Annotated in this window: 11 protein-coding genes and 1 tRNA gene; all 12 read right to left on the bottom strand. The window is 65.0% G+C overall.

The genetic code is table 11. The features are described 5' to 3' along the window. Positions 1-210: hypothetical protein (locus tag D7X55_RS21055; protein WP_147470158.1), on the bottom strand; the 210-nt coding region annotated here is incomplete at its 3' end. Positions 211-214: 4 nt separating this feature from the next. Beyond that, a complete protein-coding gene (locus tag D7X55_RS21050) occupies positions 215-2,422 on the bottom strand; it encodes a peptidase domain-containing ABC transporter (RefSeq protein ID WP_121724005.1) in 2,208 nt (735 codons plus the stop codon). Next, positions 2,415-3,362: an efflux RND transporter periplasmic adaptor subunit gene (locus D7X55_RS21045; protein WP_121724004.1), complete on the bottom strand. Its 948-nt coding sequence runs from the start codon at positions 3,360-3,362 to the stop codon at positions 2,415-2,417. Before D7X55_RS21045 ends, D7X55_RS21050 begins: the two co-directional genes overlap by 8 nt. Positions 3,363-3,703: 341 nt before the next feature. Continuing rightward, positions 3,704-4,417: an immunity 52 family protein gene (locus D7X55_RS21040; protein WP_121724003.1), complete on the bottom strand. Its 714-nt coding sequence runs from the start codon at positions 4,415-4,417 to the stop codon at positions 3,704-3,706. A 12-nt stretch (positions 4,418-4,429) separates the two neighbouring features. Then, a complete protein-coding gene (locus D7X55_RS45520) occupies positions 4,430-5,704 on the bottom strand; it encodes a Tox-REase-5 domain-containing protein (RefSeq protein WP_304988897.1) in 1,275 nt (424 codons plus the stop codon). Between the two features lie 530 nt (positions 5,705-6,234). Further along, positions 6,235-11,223, bottom strand: a complete 4,989-nt coding sequence (locus tag D7X55_RS21030) for a type ISP restriction/modification enzyme (RefSeq protein ID WP_121724001.1) — start codon at positions 11,221-11,223, stop codon at positions 6,235-6,237. Between the two features lie 498 nt (positions 11,224-11,721). After that, a tRNA-Leu gene (locus tag D7X55_RS21025) sits at positions 11,722-11,803 on the bottom strand. Positions 11,804-11,888: 85 nt separating this feature from the next. Next, positions 11,889-12,302, bottom strand: a complete 414-nt coding sequence (gene secG, locus D7X55_RS21020) for a preprotein translocase subunit SecG (RefSeq protein ID WP_121724000.1) — start codon at positions 12,300-12,302, stop codon at positions 11,889-11,891. 84 nt (positions 12,303-12,386) lie between these two features. Further along, a complete protein-coding gene (gene tpiA / locus D7X55_RS21015; RefSeq protein ID WP_121723999.1) occupies positions 12,387-13,148 on the bottom strand; it encodes a triose-phosphate isomerase in 762 nt (253 codons plus the stop codon). Positions 13,149-13,184: 36 nt separating this feature from the next. Then, the gene (locus tag D7X55_RS21010; RefSeq protein ID WP_121723998.1) at positions 13,185-14,378 is read right to left on the bottom strand and encodes a phosphoglycerate kinase; all 1,194 of its coding nucleotides are present in this window, start codon (positions 14,376-14,378) and stop codon (positions 13,185-13,187) included. Positions 14,379-14,433: 55 nt separating this feature from the next. Continuing rightward, positions 14,434-15,447 carry a type I glyceraldehyde-3-phosphate dehydrogenase gene (gene gap / locus D7X55_RS21005; protein ID WP_121723997.1) on the bottom strand — a complete coding sequence of 338 codons (1,014 nt, stop codon included), beginning with the start codon at positions 15,445-15,447 and terminating at the stop codon, positions 14,434-14,436. A gap of 97 nt (positions 15,448-15,544) precedes the next feature. Further along, positions 15,545-15,707: MYXO-CTERM sorting domain-containing protein (locus D7X55_RS44740; RefSeq protein ID WP_233609970.1), on the bottom strand; the 163-nt coding region annotated here is incomplete at its 5' end.

Here is a 15,707-nt window from a genome sequence, read left to right as displayed (position 1 = left end):
GGGCTCGGAGATTTGTATAAGAGACAGCTCCACGGCCCCGGGCCGCAGCAGGGGCCGCCTCAGCCGCGCGTTGGTGTCCTCCAGCAGGCGCCGCGAGCCGCCGGGCTCGAAGCCCCGCCGCAGCAGCCCGTAGAGAATCTCCGAGAAGGGCAGCTCTCCCACGTCGGGCAGCGGGGTGAGGTCCACGACGACGTCCGGAGCGAAGCGCATGCGCTCAGCCCGCAGCCTTCCGGGGGCCCTCCTGGGCGGAGACCAGCTCGAAGTACTCGCCCCGGCGCTCCATCAGCTCCGCGTGCGTGCCACGCTCCACCAACTGGCCTCCGTTCATCACCAGGATGAGGTCCGCCTCGCGCACGGTGCTCAGCCGGTGGGCAATCACCACGCGGGTGCAGCGCAGCTCCGCGATGGCGTCCTGCACCGCGCGCTCCGTCTTCGCGTCCAGCGCGTTGGTGGCCTCGTCCAGCAGGAGGATGGCAGGGTTTCCCACCAGGGCGCGAGCCAGCGCCATGCGCTGCCGCTGGCCACCGGACAGCGACGAGCCCATCTCGCTCAACACCGTCTCGTAGCCCATGGGCATGGCGGCGATGTCGTCGTGCACCTGGGCGCGCTTCGCCGCCGCCTGCACGGTCTCCAGCGGCAGCAGCGGATCCGCGTAGGCGATGTTGCGGCGGATGTCCCCGCGGAACAGCGACGGGTTCTGCAGCACCACGCCCATCTGCCGGCGCACCTCCTTCAGGTCCATCTCCGCCAGCGGCACGCCGTCGAAGCGGATGGAGCCGGACGAGGGCAGGTACAGCCCCAGCAGCAGGTGCGCGAGGCTGGACTTGCCGGCCCCGGACGCGCCGACGATGGCCACGAACTGGCCCGGCTCGATGGTGACGGACACGTCCCGCACCACCGGCGGCGAGTTCGTCCCGTAGCGGAACGACACGTTCTCCACCTGGATGCGGCCCTGGAGCGTGTGGGCGCGGTGGCGCGTCCCGGGCGGCTGCTCGGTGGGGGCCTGCAGCACGTCGTCCACGCGGGCCAGGTAGCTGCGCACCAGCTGGAGCTGGAAGGCCGTCGTCACCAGGTTGGAGATGGGCAGCAGGAAGCCCGCCGCCAGGGCGTTCATCGCCAGCATCTCTCCCATCGAGAGCTGGCCTTCCATGACGAGCAGGGCCCCGGTGCCCAGCACCACCAGCGGGGACGCCATGCGCAGGGTGCTGGTAATGGACTCGGTGAGCGCCTCCAGCCGTCCGCGCTCCAGCGACACGTTGAGCACGTCCACGTAGACGCTGGACCAGTGCTGCACGGCCTTGTCCTCCAGCCCCAGCGCCTTGAGCGTCTGGATGCCGGAGAACATCTCCACCTGGTAGTTCTGCGCGGACGCGGTGATCTCCAGGTTCTTCGCCATCAGCTCCCGCTGGCGGCGGCTGGCGAAGACGAACACCAGCACCTGGAGCAGCGCCAGGCCGGACACCAGCGCGCCCATCCGGGGACTGCCGGCCAGCAGCAGGCCCAGGTAGAGCAGCACCATGCTGCCGTCCAGCAGCGTGGAGAGCGCGCCCGACGTCAGCATCTCCCGCACGGTGGCATTGCTGTTCAGGCGGTTCATCAGGTCGCCCGCCGAGCGCAGCTGGAAGAAGGAGAACGGCAGGTGGACCAGGTGGTCCAGGAAGCCGAGCGTCAGCCGAGCGTCCAGATGCGTGCGCAGCTGCAAGAGCAGGTGCGCGCGGACGAACGAGGACAGGAACTGGAAGCCCACCAGCGCCGCCATGCCCGCGGCCAGCGTGGCCAACAGCGGCGTGTCCCCGCTGGGCACCACCCGGTCCACCACCGCGCCCGTGAGCGAGGGCAAGGCGAGGGCGAAGAGCTGCAGGAGCAGCGACATCACCGCCACCCGCAGCAGCGCGGGGCGCTCCTGGAGCAGCAGGTGCAGGTAGCGGTGCGACCCCTGGCGGGGCGCGGACGTCTCGAAGGTCTCCGAGGGCTCGAAGAGCAGCGCCACGCCGGTGAAGGCCTTGCGGAACTGCTCCAGCGGCACGCGGCGCCGGCCGAAGTTCGGGTCCACCACGTCCACGCCCTGGCGCGCCAGCCGCTCGAAGACGACGAAGTGGCGGAACTCCCAGTGCAGCACCGCGCCGGGCGTCAGCAGGTGGAGCTGCTCCATGTCCACGTGCACCGCGCGGCCCACGAGCCCGAAGCGGCGGCCCGTCTCCAGCAGCGTGCGCGCGCTGATGCCCCGGGTGGTCAGCCCGGTAGCGGCGTGCACCTCATCCAGCCCCACGTGCCGGCCCCAGTAGCCCAGCACCATGGCCAGACACGCCGCGCCGCAGTCCGCCGACGCCAGCTGCGCCACGTAGGGAATGCGCCGGCGGCCCAGCCGCTCCCCCAGGCGGCCCAGCGCGGGGAAGCGCTCGAAGAACGAAGGATCAGCCACGGCGTTTCCCGAGCAACTCCAGCACCGGCAGCAGGGTCACCCAGCCATTGCGAGCGCGGACCTTCACCCAGGCCTGGCCGGGCATGCCGGTGAAGTAGGCGTAGGTGTCGTCGCCCGTCTGGAAGGTCTCGGAGGGCAGCTTCGCCTCCACCAGCACCAGCGGGCCGTCCGTCACGGTGAGGGCGTCCTTGAGGCCGGGGCCCAGCAGGCGCCGCACCTCGGCCGGGCCCACCAGGTCATCGCTCACGGAGGCGACCTCCAGCATCTGATAGGAATAGGGGAAGCCGGTGAGCTCCAGCCGCAGCGGCTGGCCCGGGTGCAGGAGTGGGCGGTACTGGCCGGGCAGCAGCGCCACGGCCCACGTCTCCGCGCCGTCGCGCACCAGCGAGGCGACCACCTCGCCCGGCTGGAGGAACTGCTGCTCACGCACGCGCACCTCGCCGACGCGGCCGTCGCAAGGGGCCTTCAGCACGCGCTCGGACATGCGCGCCTCGCTCAGCTCCAGCTGGGCGCGAAGGCCCGCCAGCGCCTGCCGGGTCCCCGGGTTGGCCGGCTCCAGGAGCCACGCGGCGAGCTGTGAGCGGAACTCCTGATCCACCCGCTCCCGATCGGCCACCTCACCGCCCGCGTACAGCTCCACCAGCGGCTGGCCCGCGCGGACGCGCTCACCGCGGCGCACCAGCACCCGGCTGACGCGGCCCCCCTCCGTGGAGGTGACCTCCTCCAGTCCCTTGACGCGCACCAGCACCGGGCCGCGTGCGTAGTCGTTGATCTCAACGAGGGACAGGCCCACGGCGCCCACCACCACCAGCCCCACGAGGACCCACCACGTCGCGTGGATCCACCCCGGCATCAGGCGCAGCAGGCCCCCCCGGGCCTCGGGGCGGGCATGGTGCTCCAGGGCTTCCTGCCGGAAGACGGTGCGAGGTGAATCACTCATGGCTGCTTCATCCGCCGCGGACGATACCGGCTGGATCCGCCGCCACAAAGCAGCGGGCAGTGCGCGTCTCCCTGAAGCCTGGGCCAGAAACGCCCCCCGAGTCGCTTGGACTCGGAGGCCTCTGTCGGAGTGCCCAGGGCGGGATTCGAACCCTGCAAATCACGTCAAGGCGCGCCAATAAAATCAGGCCTTTGCGCGGGCGAGCCCAAGGCCACGTCCCACTACGGTATCGCCGCCTCCGGGCCGACATTCTCCCCAGGCGGGGTGCAGGGCTGGGCGAATCTTCCGGGCTGCGAGTTCCCGGATCCGCGAGCCGGCACATCGAATCTGTGCCGGTGTACTTAGCCCTGGGGCTGAATCGGCTTCAACAGTCCCGCCCGGTTGAGCTGGTCATGTACCTGCTCGGCGAGCGCGAGGTGCTCCGGATTGCTTACCGTGAAGCGCTCAGGACACATGACGATCAGCGTTCCTTTGTCCTCGACCAATTCGATCTGCACTGGAGCGGGAAGCGGGGGCACCGGACCCAAACGACGAGACAGGTACGTGACCCAGCCCACGAACGTGCCCGGCACCGCGAACTCCGACACCCTGTCTCGATGCGCCGTAGACGTCGCGATGCCCCATCCAGGGTCCCAAGCCAAAGCCGCTGCGCGAAGCGCCTGCGAAATGACGGGCGCGGTGAGAATGCGCTCTCTGGCTTCACCTCCTGTCGGAAGGTCCATGACGCAAAGATCCCCCAGGAGTTCTGAGGTGGATCCACAGGACAGCCTGACGCCAGTGCTTGCACCATCAGGCTCTCCGTTCCATGCAGAGAAAGAAACGCCAGCCTCATCATTCCGGTACTTCTTCCCGAAGAGCTTGAGCAGCGACTCCTCATTCGGCACAAGTGGGTGCTTGAGCGCAGCGGCACGAGTCCCGGCCTTCTCGAACCATCGGTTGAACGTCGGTTCGACAGGCGCCAGGAGCCGGAAGAAGGCCTCGGCCCGTCGAGCGTATGACTCGACTGACTCAACCCGCCCCGGCCAGTACGCCCCCAGGTAATATTTCTCGTTCATTGGGGCTGTCACCTACAGAGACGGCGGGGTGAATACGACCTTGATGGTGCCAAGCCCTTCGTTCCTGAACAGGTCCCGCACGGCGTCAGCAACTTCGCGCTCCGCGAAATGCCAATGGATCGGAATGCCCCTGGCCGCCTTGAATTGTCGCTTTGCTTGCTCAAGCATTCCGTCAGCGCCTCGGAACCAGGTCCTGAAACTCCCATCCTTGAGGAACCGGGCATAGCCCGGCCCCTTTGTTTCAAGGAGCACCCCCATCTTGAAGCCGTCGAATTTTACCTCTTGGACCTTGTAGACCTTGCCTACCGGCGCCTCGGTGACCTGGGCCTGGTACTTGCGAGATGCCTCGCTCATGCTTTCGCTGGCATTCTCCCACCGCCCCGGACCTTGCTCCCCTGGGGACGAGGGCTGCCCCGAAGCCGTGCCGGTCCGCTGAAGGATGATGGCCGCCCCGGGCCCTCCACTCAAAACCGATGCCGCGCGCCCCACCGGCACCGTGACGCGCTCGACGACCAGCGCGCCCTCCACTGAAAGCGAGAGCACCGGCACCGTGGCTTCGACGCCAGCAGCCACACCCGTCAACGTCCGCGTCGTGGCCGAGGCCGCGCCCCAGGTCACGATGAAGCTCGTCGTCAGCCGCGCCACCTCGCGAATCTGCTCGCCCCGAGTCATGTACCGGAAGCGCTCCCAGTACGCGGGCGACGACGCGATGAGCGCAGCCACGCCGGCCGGCAGGTTGCTCAACGCCGCGAGGCTGTCCATGGGGCGGGAGAGGGCCTGCCCCAGCGCGAGGTACAGCTCCACGAAGACATCCTGTGCACCATCCAGCGAGCGACTGACGACATCCGCGTCGCTGTACACTTCGGCCAGAGGCCGCCAGTCGGAAGCCTGAAGCTGGGCATCGACTTGCCGGAAGACACCGCCCTTGCCGCTGTAGAAGCGCCCCACTTCGAAGCCGTGCGCGCGAAACGCGCCGTTCTTCCATTCGACGGGTGCCACCCTCTGCTGTGTGTTTCCATTGAGGGCCCACGCGAGGTAGCCATCCGGCCGGAGGACAGCCACCTGCTCGCGGGAAAAGCGCTCCACCCGGCGCAGCAGCTCCTCTCGCGAAACGTCGCCGCCCTCCAGCACCTCGCGCAGCAGGAAGGCAGCCGCCATTCGGGGAGGGAAGTTGCCCAGCGTCACGGGCTTCTGCATCAACTGCCCCAGCAGCCGCGCGGCCTGCATGGATGTCAGCCTCTCAACGGCCACAGGCCGCAAGTCCTGGGCCTCCAGGCCTGCGGCCACGAGGAGCTTCTCCCAGGCGTCTTGCTTCGTGTCCCGGCGAGACAGACTGCCGCCCACGGATCCTGCCGTTGCTCGCGAGCCCTCGCCCGCCGCTTCCTCGCGGACATTCCAGTGGCGCGCCAGCCGCGCTCGCTCCCCGGAAGCCGCGAGGGACGTCCGCGGAGAGGCCCGAGTGGGAGGCACCACCTCGCGCGGCGACTGCGCCCACTCTGGACTGGCGGCTGGGCGCTCCGTGTAGCTCAGGCTCGCGCCTGGACGAGGCGTGGGCGGCACCGAGACGCAACCTGTCGCCAGCACGGCAAGGGCCAGCAGCAGGACGTTAGCGCGCATTGTCCACCCCGTGCCCACGGCAGCGAAGGCTCTCGGCCGCAGAGTACCGTCGTTCTCCGGGAACAGCAGTGTGCCCCCGTTCCCGTCGCGTAGAGCTTCCCGCCCAGGAAGCGCTAACGCGCCTCTGCACCGCCCAGGTAGCGTGCCTGAGGCAATCCCTTCCCCCGAACCCCGAAGGCCGCTGGTAGCGCCAAGTTGTTTCAAGCAACCGAGGCGCTCGCTCCAACTGAAGACATACCTTCGTCCAGAATCTCCAGGGCAGGAAGTGACCTGACGATCTTCATCGTCTCAAGGCTCACAGTGATGACACACAGCAGCAGAGATAGCGGGTAACGCGGATCTCTAACAGTCTCGTTCGCCCAGGAGTTCGCGTCCTTCACGATGCCGCTCGCCTTGTCGGTGGTAATGCTCTGGCGCTCCATCACCCATTCAATCGCCGGCTTGCCGTTCACAACGTACTCGTAAGCATCCAGCGGGATGTCGCGAACAGTGACAAAGTCGTTGTAATGGATGACGCTCTTGTCCTTGCCCTTACCAAACTTCATCTTCTCGACGCGGTAGCTTGCACCGGTGGGCTTGGCCGGGCCTTCGATACGAACTGGGTACTCCCCAACTTGCTCAAACCCAACGTGCAGGTCGCCGAGCATGCGGCCTGCACGACTGAACGCCCAGAAGTCATCGGCCTTGTTCACGCGGGGGATACGTGGGAGTTCTTTGCCAAGGTTGTCAGCGTATCTCTCGCGATAATCGGACGAGTGAAGAATGCCGTAGACGTAGTAGAAGATGTCTTCCTTCGTGATTGCCTCGCCTGGATAGGCGGCCTGGAAGTGTTCTAGCGCTGCATCGGTGATGCCGTCCCTCCGCACGAGGCCAGAAGGCATCTTCTTAGCGGTGGCGAAAAGTTTTTTCTGCGACTTATCGCCTTCGTCCGCGTCGTTATCGCTATCGCTATCGCTATCGTAGAGATAAAGCGGGAAGCACTGCGCGCCACCATCTATCTGAAATTCCGAGACAACATCAAGCATCAAGGCAAGATGTCCAATACCAGACCAGCGCTGTTTGACCATAATAGCTCGGTTCCCCGCAGTCGCGTGTGGGAAAATTCGGGGCATCTGGTAGACCATCTCGTTAAGCTTGCGGTCGAAATATAGCCACTGCTTCGTGAAGGGGCGGTAAAGGCTCGGCACGATTCGCCCCTCGTCGAATTCCAAGGCGATTCCTTTCGCCAACTCGTTCTTCAGCGCCCGGCTCCAGCTGATTTTAACTGGATCAGTACTGATGAACGCCTCGATTCTTGGCTCGCGACCCTTCTTATCAAGGTCCGGGTGAGCTTTATTGAAGCGCGTAAGTTCGGCATTGTAGAACGCAACCATCCGCGCCATGTTCTCAGCAACACCGCGCTTCGATGCGTTGAACGCCCAACCATCGCGTGCTGTGACGACACCGAGTGAGAAGTTCTCAAACAGCCGCAATGAAGAGTCGTTTTTTTCCTTGCTACCCATCACGAGAAAACGACTGAAACCCTCGTCACGCTGCTTGAGCCAATCACCGTGCGCGTCGGGGGTGATGCGGGTCCACCCGTTCGCAGCAGTAATACCGGCAACGCTGCCAAAGGTCGCGACGGTCGCAAGCTTCTGCTCGCGCGTGAGGTAATCGCCGATGTCTCGGAAGTAGATGGCGCCTCTCTCCTTTGACATCGGATTCTTCACGAAGAATGAGATCGCTACCGGGGCACGACTACCACTGCCGAAGACCTTGCCGCCTTCCTTCCTGGAGAGTTCGCCCGAGGTACGCTGGTTTCCCCGGAGGTGGAAGACGTACAAGCTGGTAAACTCCTCAGCGAGGCATCGGCGGAGGCCGTCGGTGGTGTTGGCCTCGACAAACCCAGCGTTCGTAACGAAGCCGACGATCCCACGGTCTCCAATACGGTCGCTCGCCCACCGAATGGCACGGATATAGCTATCATAGTTGCCCTTCGCGAGTTTGGCATCGGAGTGCGACACGTATGTCGCGGCGATGCGGGCGTCGAGAGACGGATAGGCAATGTTTGCGTTGTTGTCGTTCTCACTGTCCTGGCCGACGGAGTAGGGGGGGTTCCCGACGACCACCCGAATGTCGAGTTTCTTCTGCCGTTTCCGTCGCGCACTGTTGTCCGCCAGAACTCTTGAGACGAGATCATCCTTCTCGTAGAGTTGGAATGTATCGGTCAGACAAATGCCCCCAAAGGGCATGTACTCCCCACCGACAATCCCGTGGTAGCTCGCCTCTATGTTGATCGCCGCAATGTAATAGGCGAGCAGGACGATTTCATTCGCATGGATTTCCTTAGCATACTTGCGCTGCAGGTCGTCCTTGGCGATTAGTCCGCTCTGGATCAGGCGGGTGATGAACGTGCCGGTGCCAGTGAACGGGTCAATAACATGCACGCCCTCACTGCCAATTGTCTGCCCAAATTCCGTGCTAAGAATGTGATCGACGCTCTTCAGGATGAAGTCGACAATTTCAACCGGCGTGTAAACAATTCCCAGCCGTTCTGACATCTGCGGAAACGCATTGCGGAAGAACTTGTCGTATAGTTCGACAACAATCTTCTGCTTGCCTTGGGCGCTCTCGATTCCCTCAGCGCGCATCTTCACGGAATCGTAGAACGCCTCCAGTGTGCTCGCCTCTTTCTCAATGCGATGCTCGTGGAGCGCGTCAAGGACGCCCTGCATTGCACGGGACATCGAGTTTTCGGCGGCGAAGCTATGACCGGAGAAGAGAGCCTCGAAGACCGGCTTCGTCACGAGATGTTGCGCCAACATCTCGATGATTTCGTCCCGTGAGATGTTGTCGTTCAGGTCGTCGCGCAGTTCCTCTGCCAGCTGCTCGAACGCCTCGCGTTCACGCGTGTTCTTGACGTCCTCCAAGATGCCGGTGATCCGGTCGATGTGCGTGCGTGCGATCTTCGCGATGTCCTTTGCCCAGTCCTCCCAGTGGTGGCGATTGCCGACCTTCTGGACGAGTTTGGCGTAGATAGCATGCTCGATTTCACCAATCTCGAATTCGAGTTCGTCCTGTACTGGGTAACTGATCGTGCTCTCTGCGACTCCAATGCTGTGTCCGGCCTTGGCGGCCCTCTTCGCGGCCTTCTTTTTATCGTCGGCGCTCTTCGCGCGCGATCGCTTCGCTACCCTGTCTGTAACCGCGATGACTTCCATCTTCGTGGGGTCCTTCGCCTCGAGATCAAGCTTGTTGATCATCGCGTCGAAGCGGTCATCGTGAGACCGCAGGGCCTGAAGGACCTGCCACACGACCTTGTACGTCTGGCTGTCGTTCAGGGCGTCATGTGGCTCGACTCCCGCAGGGATGACGACGGGGAGAACGATGTATCCGCGCTTCTTGCTGCTGTCGGCGGGTTTCCGCATCACGCGCCCGACCGACTGCACGACGTCCACCTGCGAGTTGCGGGGCGTGAGGAAGAGAACGGCATCAAGGGCAGGCACGTCGACGCCCTCCGAGAGGCACCGCACGTTGCTCAAGATGCGGCACGTGTCCTCGGGCGTCTCCGACTTGAGCCAGTTGATCTTCGCCTCCTTCTCGGAGGCGTTCATGCTGCCATCCACATGCGCGGCCTCACACCGCAGATGCGTCGACGCTGCATCATCGCTGGGTGCCGTTCCGCTCTCCTGGTAGGCCTCGACAACTGCTTGAAACATCTCGGCGATGTTTTTCGATCCGACCTTGTGGACCTTTGCTCCCCTCTGGCGCTCGATGACCTGGCAGAAAGCGACCGCCCGCTTCATCGGGGCATGGTCATCTGTGAGGTTTTCTTCGAGCCCATGCTTCGAGAGCGCCTTCCAGCAGCCTATGATTTTCGCGGCGTCGTCGACTCGCAGCTCGTTGTTCGAGTCCTTCAAGAGATTCTGAATTCTACGGCTGACGTGCGACTCTTCGATGGCAAGTACGATGACCTTGTAATCAACGAGCAGGCCTCGTTTCACTGCCTCAGAGAATGTGAGGACGTGAAACTCCGGCCCGTACAGCTTCTCGTCGTCCATTGAGCAGAGGGCGACGTTGTCCCGCTCGGCAGTGGCCTTGGCCGTGTCGCCATAAATCCGAGGGGTCGCCGTCATATACAGGCGCTTATTCCCGCAGATGTATTTGTCGTCGTGAACCTTGACGAATTGGCTCTCCTCCTCGTCCTCGAATTTGGCGCCAGTCGTGCGGTGCGCCTCGTCGCAAACGATGAGGTCGAACTTGGGAAGTCCGTGCTCCTTCTGAGCCTCGTGAAGCACATCAATGGAGTGGTAGGTCGAGAACACGACGCTCATGTGTTTGGCGTCATGGCGCTTCTTCATTTCCGTCGCGAGCCGCGAGGCACTCGTGGTCGCCGGATATTGGAGTTCGTGAACAAGCGTCTGGACGACGTCGTTGTCCTTGCTGCGCTTCTTGCCCACTTCCGAATCGGAGCAGACGGCGAAGCTCTGGAGAAGCGTTTGGCTCTCCTGCGTCCACTCGGTGAGGGTCTGCGACAGAAGTGCAAGGCTCGGAACGAGGAACAGTACGCGTTTACCTTCGCCAGCAGCTTCTTCGGCAATCTTCAGACTGGTGAAGGTCTTGCCCGTTCCGCACGCCATGATGAGCTTGCCGCGGTCGTGCTCTTTGAGCCCGGCGGACACCGCTTTCAGGGCCGCCTTTTGATGCGGAAGGAGTTGCTTCTTCGCCCTGAGGACCAGCTGCTTTCGCGGAGCGAACTGCGTCCAATCGATAGAGCTGTTCTCAAGAGTGGCTAGATCGATTTTTGTTACCGGAATGTGCTGGTTGCGAAGTGCCTCCTCGGCGTGTTCGCTCCACAGGTCCGTTGTGCTGATGATGATCCGGTGCGTAAACGGCTTCTTGCCCGCTGCCGTGAAGAAGCTGTCGATGTCGCCCTTCTGGATGCGGTAGTCGGACGCGTACAGCTTGCACTGGATGGCATGGACCTCGTCCGTGATGGTCTCTGCCACCAGGTCGATCCCCACGTCGCGCTTGTCCTGTTTGTGGCGCTCGGCCCAGGCAGCGTAGGTCTCGACACTGCGGTAAAGCTCTCGGTACGCGGGTTCGTTCTTGAGGTACGCGACCGTCAGCTCTTCGAAGTATGTGCCACGCTCACGCGGCGTGACGGCGGTGGCACGGAACTGGCCGAGGATCTTCTGGAGAGCGCTCACGAACGGGGTCCTGGTCAAAGCTGGTCAGCGCGGCCGCGTGGCCGCCGCACTCGGAGGTTCGGATCAAGTGGCCACGGTTGTCCAGATTGACCGCAGAACGAGCACTCGTCGCCGAAGCACCACGACGTCCTCTCGCAGAGCCAAGCTCGGCGGGACTTGCTGCACAAGCAACCAGCCTGATTGAGACCGACCTCGTGCCTCATTAATCCGGTGCGGCACAGGCATAAGCCTGCCGGAGGACCCGCGCGGCCTCCGCACACTCCGTTTCCTCGCGAGGATGCGCATCACAGAGGGGAAGTTCCGCAGGGGAATGATGGGGGCCTACGAGGCCAGCGAGGCCGCAACACTCGCCGACATCGATCAGACAGACTGCACTGGCGGAAGGAGCGGGCCGGGGCAGTCGGCAGAAGTCGCGCCACCCCGGACAAGCCCCGGAGGCCACAGCCCAGAAACGACAAAAGCCCCCGAGTCTTTCGACTCGGAGGCTCTTGTTCGGAGTGCCCAGGGCGGGATTCGAACCCGCACACCTTTCGGCGCCACCCCCTCAAGATGGTGTGTCTACCAGTTCCACCACCTGGGCGTTTCGGCGGGGTCCATGTACCGGACCCCGTGGATTCACGCAACAACCATTTCAACGGTCGCGTGAATCCGATGCTTCCTGACGGCTACTGCGCGGGCGCCGGAGCAGGCGTCGTCGGCGCGGGAGCCTGCTGGCTCTCCGCCGGCGGCGTCGCGGTGCGCTCCTGCTCCACCGCGCCCGGGTTCGCCGGAGGCGGCGTCGTGGCGCCCGGGGTCGCCGGGGCCGTCTTCGCCGGCGGCGTGGCCACGGAACCGCCCGCGGCCACCGAGCCGCGCAGGCCCACGAAGGACAGGCCCAGCGAGGTCAGGAAGAACAAGCCGGCGCAGACGCCCGTCAGCTTGCTCAAGAAGGTCACCGCGCCGCGCCCACCGAAGGCGCTCGTCGCGGCGCCGCCACCGAGGGCGGAACCCATGCCGGCGTCCTTCCCCGGCTGCAGCAAGATGACGAAGATCATGAACACGCAGAGCAGGACGTGCACGATCGTGAAGAAGGTCAGCATGGGTGTTCCCAACGCTCCGTGAAAAGAGGGCGCAACCTACACAAAGTGGTCAACGGGTGACAACTTCTAACGGGGATGCCGGCTTCAGCCGGCCGCCTTGACGATGGCCACGAAGTCCGCCGCCTTGAGGCTCGCTCCCCCCACGAGCGCCCCGTCCACGTCCGGCTGCCCCAGCAATTCCGCCGCGTTGTCCGGCTTCACGCTGCCGCCGTACTGGATGCGCACCCGCTCGGCCGTCCCCTCGTCGTACATCCGGGTCAGCAGCCCCCGGATGGCCGCGTGGACCTCCTGCGCCTGCGCCGTGGTCGCCGTCCGGCCCGTCCCAATCGCCCACACCGGCTCGTACGCCAGCACGAACGTGGCCACGTCCGCCCCGGAGAAGCCCTCCAGCGCGCCGCGCACCTGGCGCTCCACCACCGTGAGCGTCTGGTTCGACTCGCGCTCGGCCAGCGTCTCACCCACGCAGACGATGGGCGTCATGCCGGCGGCCTTCACCGCCTTGGCCCGCTTGTTCACCGTGGCGTCCGTCTCGCCGAAGAACTGCCGGCGCTCCGAGTGCCCCACGATGACGTAGGCGCACCCCAGCTCCGCCAGCATCGACGCGCTGATTTCGCCCGTGAAGGCGCCCGAGGACTCCCAGTGACAGTTCTGCGCCGCCAGCTGGAGGGGGGCGCCCTCCAGCGCGATGTGCAGCGGCTGCAGGGCCACGAACGGGGGCGCGATGGCCACCTCGACCTTGTCGCCCAAGGCCGCCACCGCGCCGCGAAGCTCCCGCACCAGCGCGAGCGCTTCCGGCACCGTCTTGTTCATCTTCCAGTTGCCAGCGACGATCTTCCGACGAGCCATCGTGGTGTCTCCCCCGGTGCGTACCGCGTGGGTGCCCTACTTCGTCTCCAGCGCCTTGATGCCGGGCAGCTCCCGGCCCTCCAGGAACTCCAGCGACGCGCCACCACCCGTGGACACGTGGCTCATCTTGTCCGCGTAGCCCATCTGCTCCACGGCCGCCGCGCTGTCACCGCCGCCAATCACCGTGGTGGCGTCCTTGTTGATGGACATCGCCGCGGCCACCGAGCGCGTGCCTTCCGCGAACTTCGCCACCTCGAACAGGCCCATGGGCCCGTTCCACACCACCGTCTTCGCGTCGCGGATGCGCTGCGTGAACATCGCGCGCGTCTTCGGGCCGATGTCCAGGCCCATCATGTCCGCGGGGACGACCTGATCCGGCGTCTCCTTCACCGGCCCCTTGCCCTCCAGGTCCGCGCACACGATGTGGTCGATGGGGAGCACCAGCGGCGTCTTCAGGCGCTTGGCCGTGTCCAGCAGCTTCGCCGCCAGCGCCAGCTTGTCGCCCTCCTCCACCCGGCTCTTGCCCACTTCGATGCCCTGGGCCTTGAGGAACGTGTACGCCATGGCGCCGCCCACGAGCAGCGCGTCCACCTTGGGCAGCAGGCTCTCGATGACCTTGATCTTGTCGCTCACCTTGGAGCCGCCCAGGATGGCCACGAAGGGCTTCTGCGGGTTGCGCAGGACCTTGTCGCCCAGGTACTCGATCTCCTTGCGCATCAGGAAGCCGGCGGCCTTCTCCTTCACGAAGGGCACCATGCCGGCCGTGGACGCGTGCGCGCGGTGCGCCGTGCCGAACGCGTCGTTGACGTAGACGTCCGCCAGCGCCGCCAGCTCGCGCGAGAAGGCCTCGTCGTTCGCCTCCTCCTCCTTGTGGAAGCGCAGGTTCTCCAAGAGGAGGACCTGGCCCGCCTTCAAGTCATTCACCTGCTTCTTCACGTTGTCACCCACGCAGTCGTCCGCGTGGATGACCTCGTGCTTGCCGCCGAGGAGCTCCGCGAGCTTCTCCGCGACGAGCACCGTGGACAGCTTGGGGTCCGGCCCCTTGGGCCGACCGAGGTGGGACGCCAGGATGACCTTGCCGCCCATCTCCAGCGCGCGCCGGATGGTGGGCAGCGCCTCACGGATGCGGGTGTCGTCGGTGACGCGGCGCCCCTCCAGCGGGACGTTGAAGTCCACGCGGATGAAGACGCGCTTGCCGGTCAACTGCAGGTCATCGATGTAGCGGATCATCTTGGGTGTCCCTTGTGCCTGTCTCGGTCAGCCTGGGGTGCCAGTGCGGTGAGGCTTACGCCACGCCCTTGGACACGAGGAACTTCGCCGTGTCGACCATGCGGTTGGAGAAGCCCCACTCGTTGTCGTACCAGGCCATGACCTTGAGCAGGTTGTCGCCCATCACGTAGCAGTTGGTGGCGTCGAAGATGGCCGAGTGCGGGTTGCCGTTGTAGTCCACGGACACCGTCTGCGCGTCGCTGAACTCGAGCACGCCCTTGAGCGCGCCGTTAGCGGCGGCCTTCATCGCGGCGATGACCTCTTCGGCGGTGACCTTCTTGGAGGTGTTCACCGTCAGGTCCACCAGGGACACGTTCGGGGTGGGGACGCGGACGGACAGGCCGTGCATCTTGCCCTTGAGCGCCGGCAGCACCTCACCGATGGCCTTCGCGGCGCCGGTGCTGGTGGGGATCATGGACAGCGCGGCGGCGCGGGCGCGGCGCATGTCGTCGTGGGTGAGGTCCAGGATGCGCTGGTCGTTGGTGTAGCTGTGCACCGTCGTCATCAGGCCCTTCTCGATGCCGAAGTTGTCCACCAGCACCTTGGCGATGGGCGCCAGGCAGTTGGTGGTGCACGAGGCGTTGGACACGATGTGGTGCTTGGCCGGGTCGTACTCGTGGTGGTTGATGCCGTACGCGATGGTCATGTCCGGGCCCTTGGCCGGCGCGGAGATGATGACCTTCTTGGCGCCCGCGGCCAGGTGCTTGGCGGCGGCGTCGCGCGCGGTGAAGCGGCCGGTGCACTCCATCACCACGTCCACGTTCATGTTCTTCCAGGGCAGCGCGGAGGGGTCCTTCTCCGCGGTGACGGCGATCTCCTTGCCGTTGACGACGATGCCCTTGTCCGTGTGGCTCACCTCGCCCGGCCACGTGCGGTGAACGGAGTCGTACTTGAACAGGTGGGCCAGCGCCGCCGGCTTGTCGAGGTCGTTGATGGCGACGATCTCGAGGTCTTCCTTGCGGCTGAGCGCGGCGCGCAGGATGCAGCGACCGATACGACCGAAGCCGTTGATGGCGAGCTTGATGGCCATGGTGTGTCTCGTCTCCTTGAAGGAGTGGGCCTTCGCGGCCCACCGTCATGAATCTCGTAAAGAAGGCGGGCGACCGTAGGCAGGTGCCCCCGCCGAGTCAACGCTTCGCGTGGGCCGCTTTCGCGCGCGCACGTCGGAGCTGAACAATCACCCCGACCAACAGCCAGAGCCCGGAGGCCGTTCCCGCACCGGCCCCGCATCCGCAGCCGCTGTCCCCCTTGGGGGAATAGTCGTTCGGGAGCGCCGGGACGACCGTCGGT

It is taken from the genome of Corallococcus sp. AB049A, assembly GCF_003668885.1.
Lineage (GTDB): Bacteria > Myxococcota > Myxococcia > Myxococcales > Myxococcaceae > Corallococcus > Corallococcus interemptor.
The sequence above is the reverse complement of the archived record's forward strand: the minus strand, read 5'-3'. Positions and strand labels throughout refer to the sequence as shown.

What these genes read in the sequence shown, in the direction of transcription:
- D7X55_RS21010 (WP_121723998.1), bottom strand. Translation starts at nt 14,378, where the DNA reads ATGATCCGCTACATCGATGACCTGCAGTTGACCGGCAAGCGCGTCTTC.
- secG (WP_121724000.1), bottom strand. Translation starts at nt 12,302, where the DNA reads ATGCTGACCTTCTTCACGATCGTGCACGTCCTGCTCTGCGTGTTCATG.
- D7X55_RS21040 (WP_121724003.1), bottom strand. Translation starts at nt 4,417, where the DNA reads ATGAACGAGAAATATTACCTGGGGGCGTACTGGCCGGGGCGGGTTGAG.
- gap (WP_121723997.1), bottom strand. Translation starts at nt 15,447, where the DNA reads ATGGCCATCAAGCTCGCCATCAACGGCTTCGGTCGTATCGGTCGCTGC.
- D7X55_RS21045 (WP_121724004.1), bottom strand. Translation starts at nt 3,362, where the DNA reads ATGAGTGATTCACCTCGCACCGTCTTCCGGCAGGAAGCCCTGGAGCAC.
- tpiA (WP_121723999.1), bottom strand. Translation starts at nt 13,148, where the DNA reads ATGGCTCGTCGGAAGATCGTCGCTGGCAACTGGAAGATGAACAAGACG.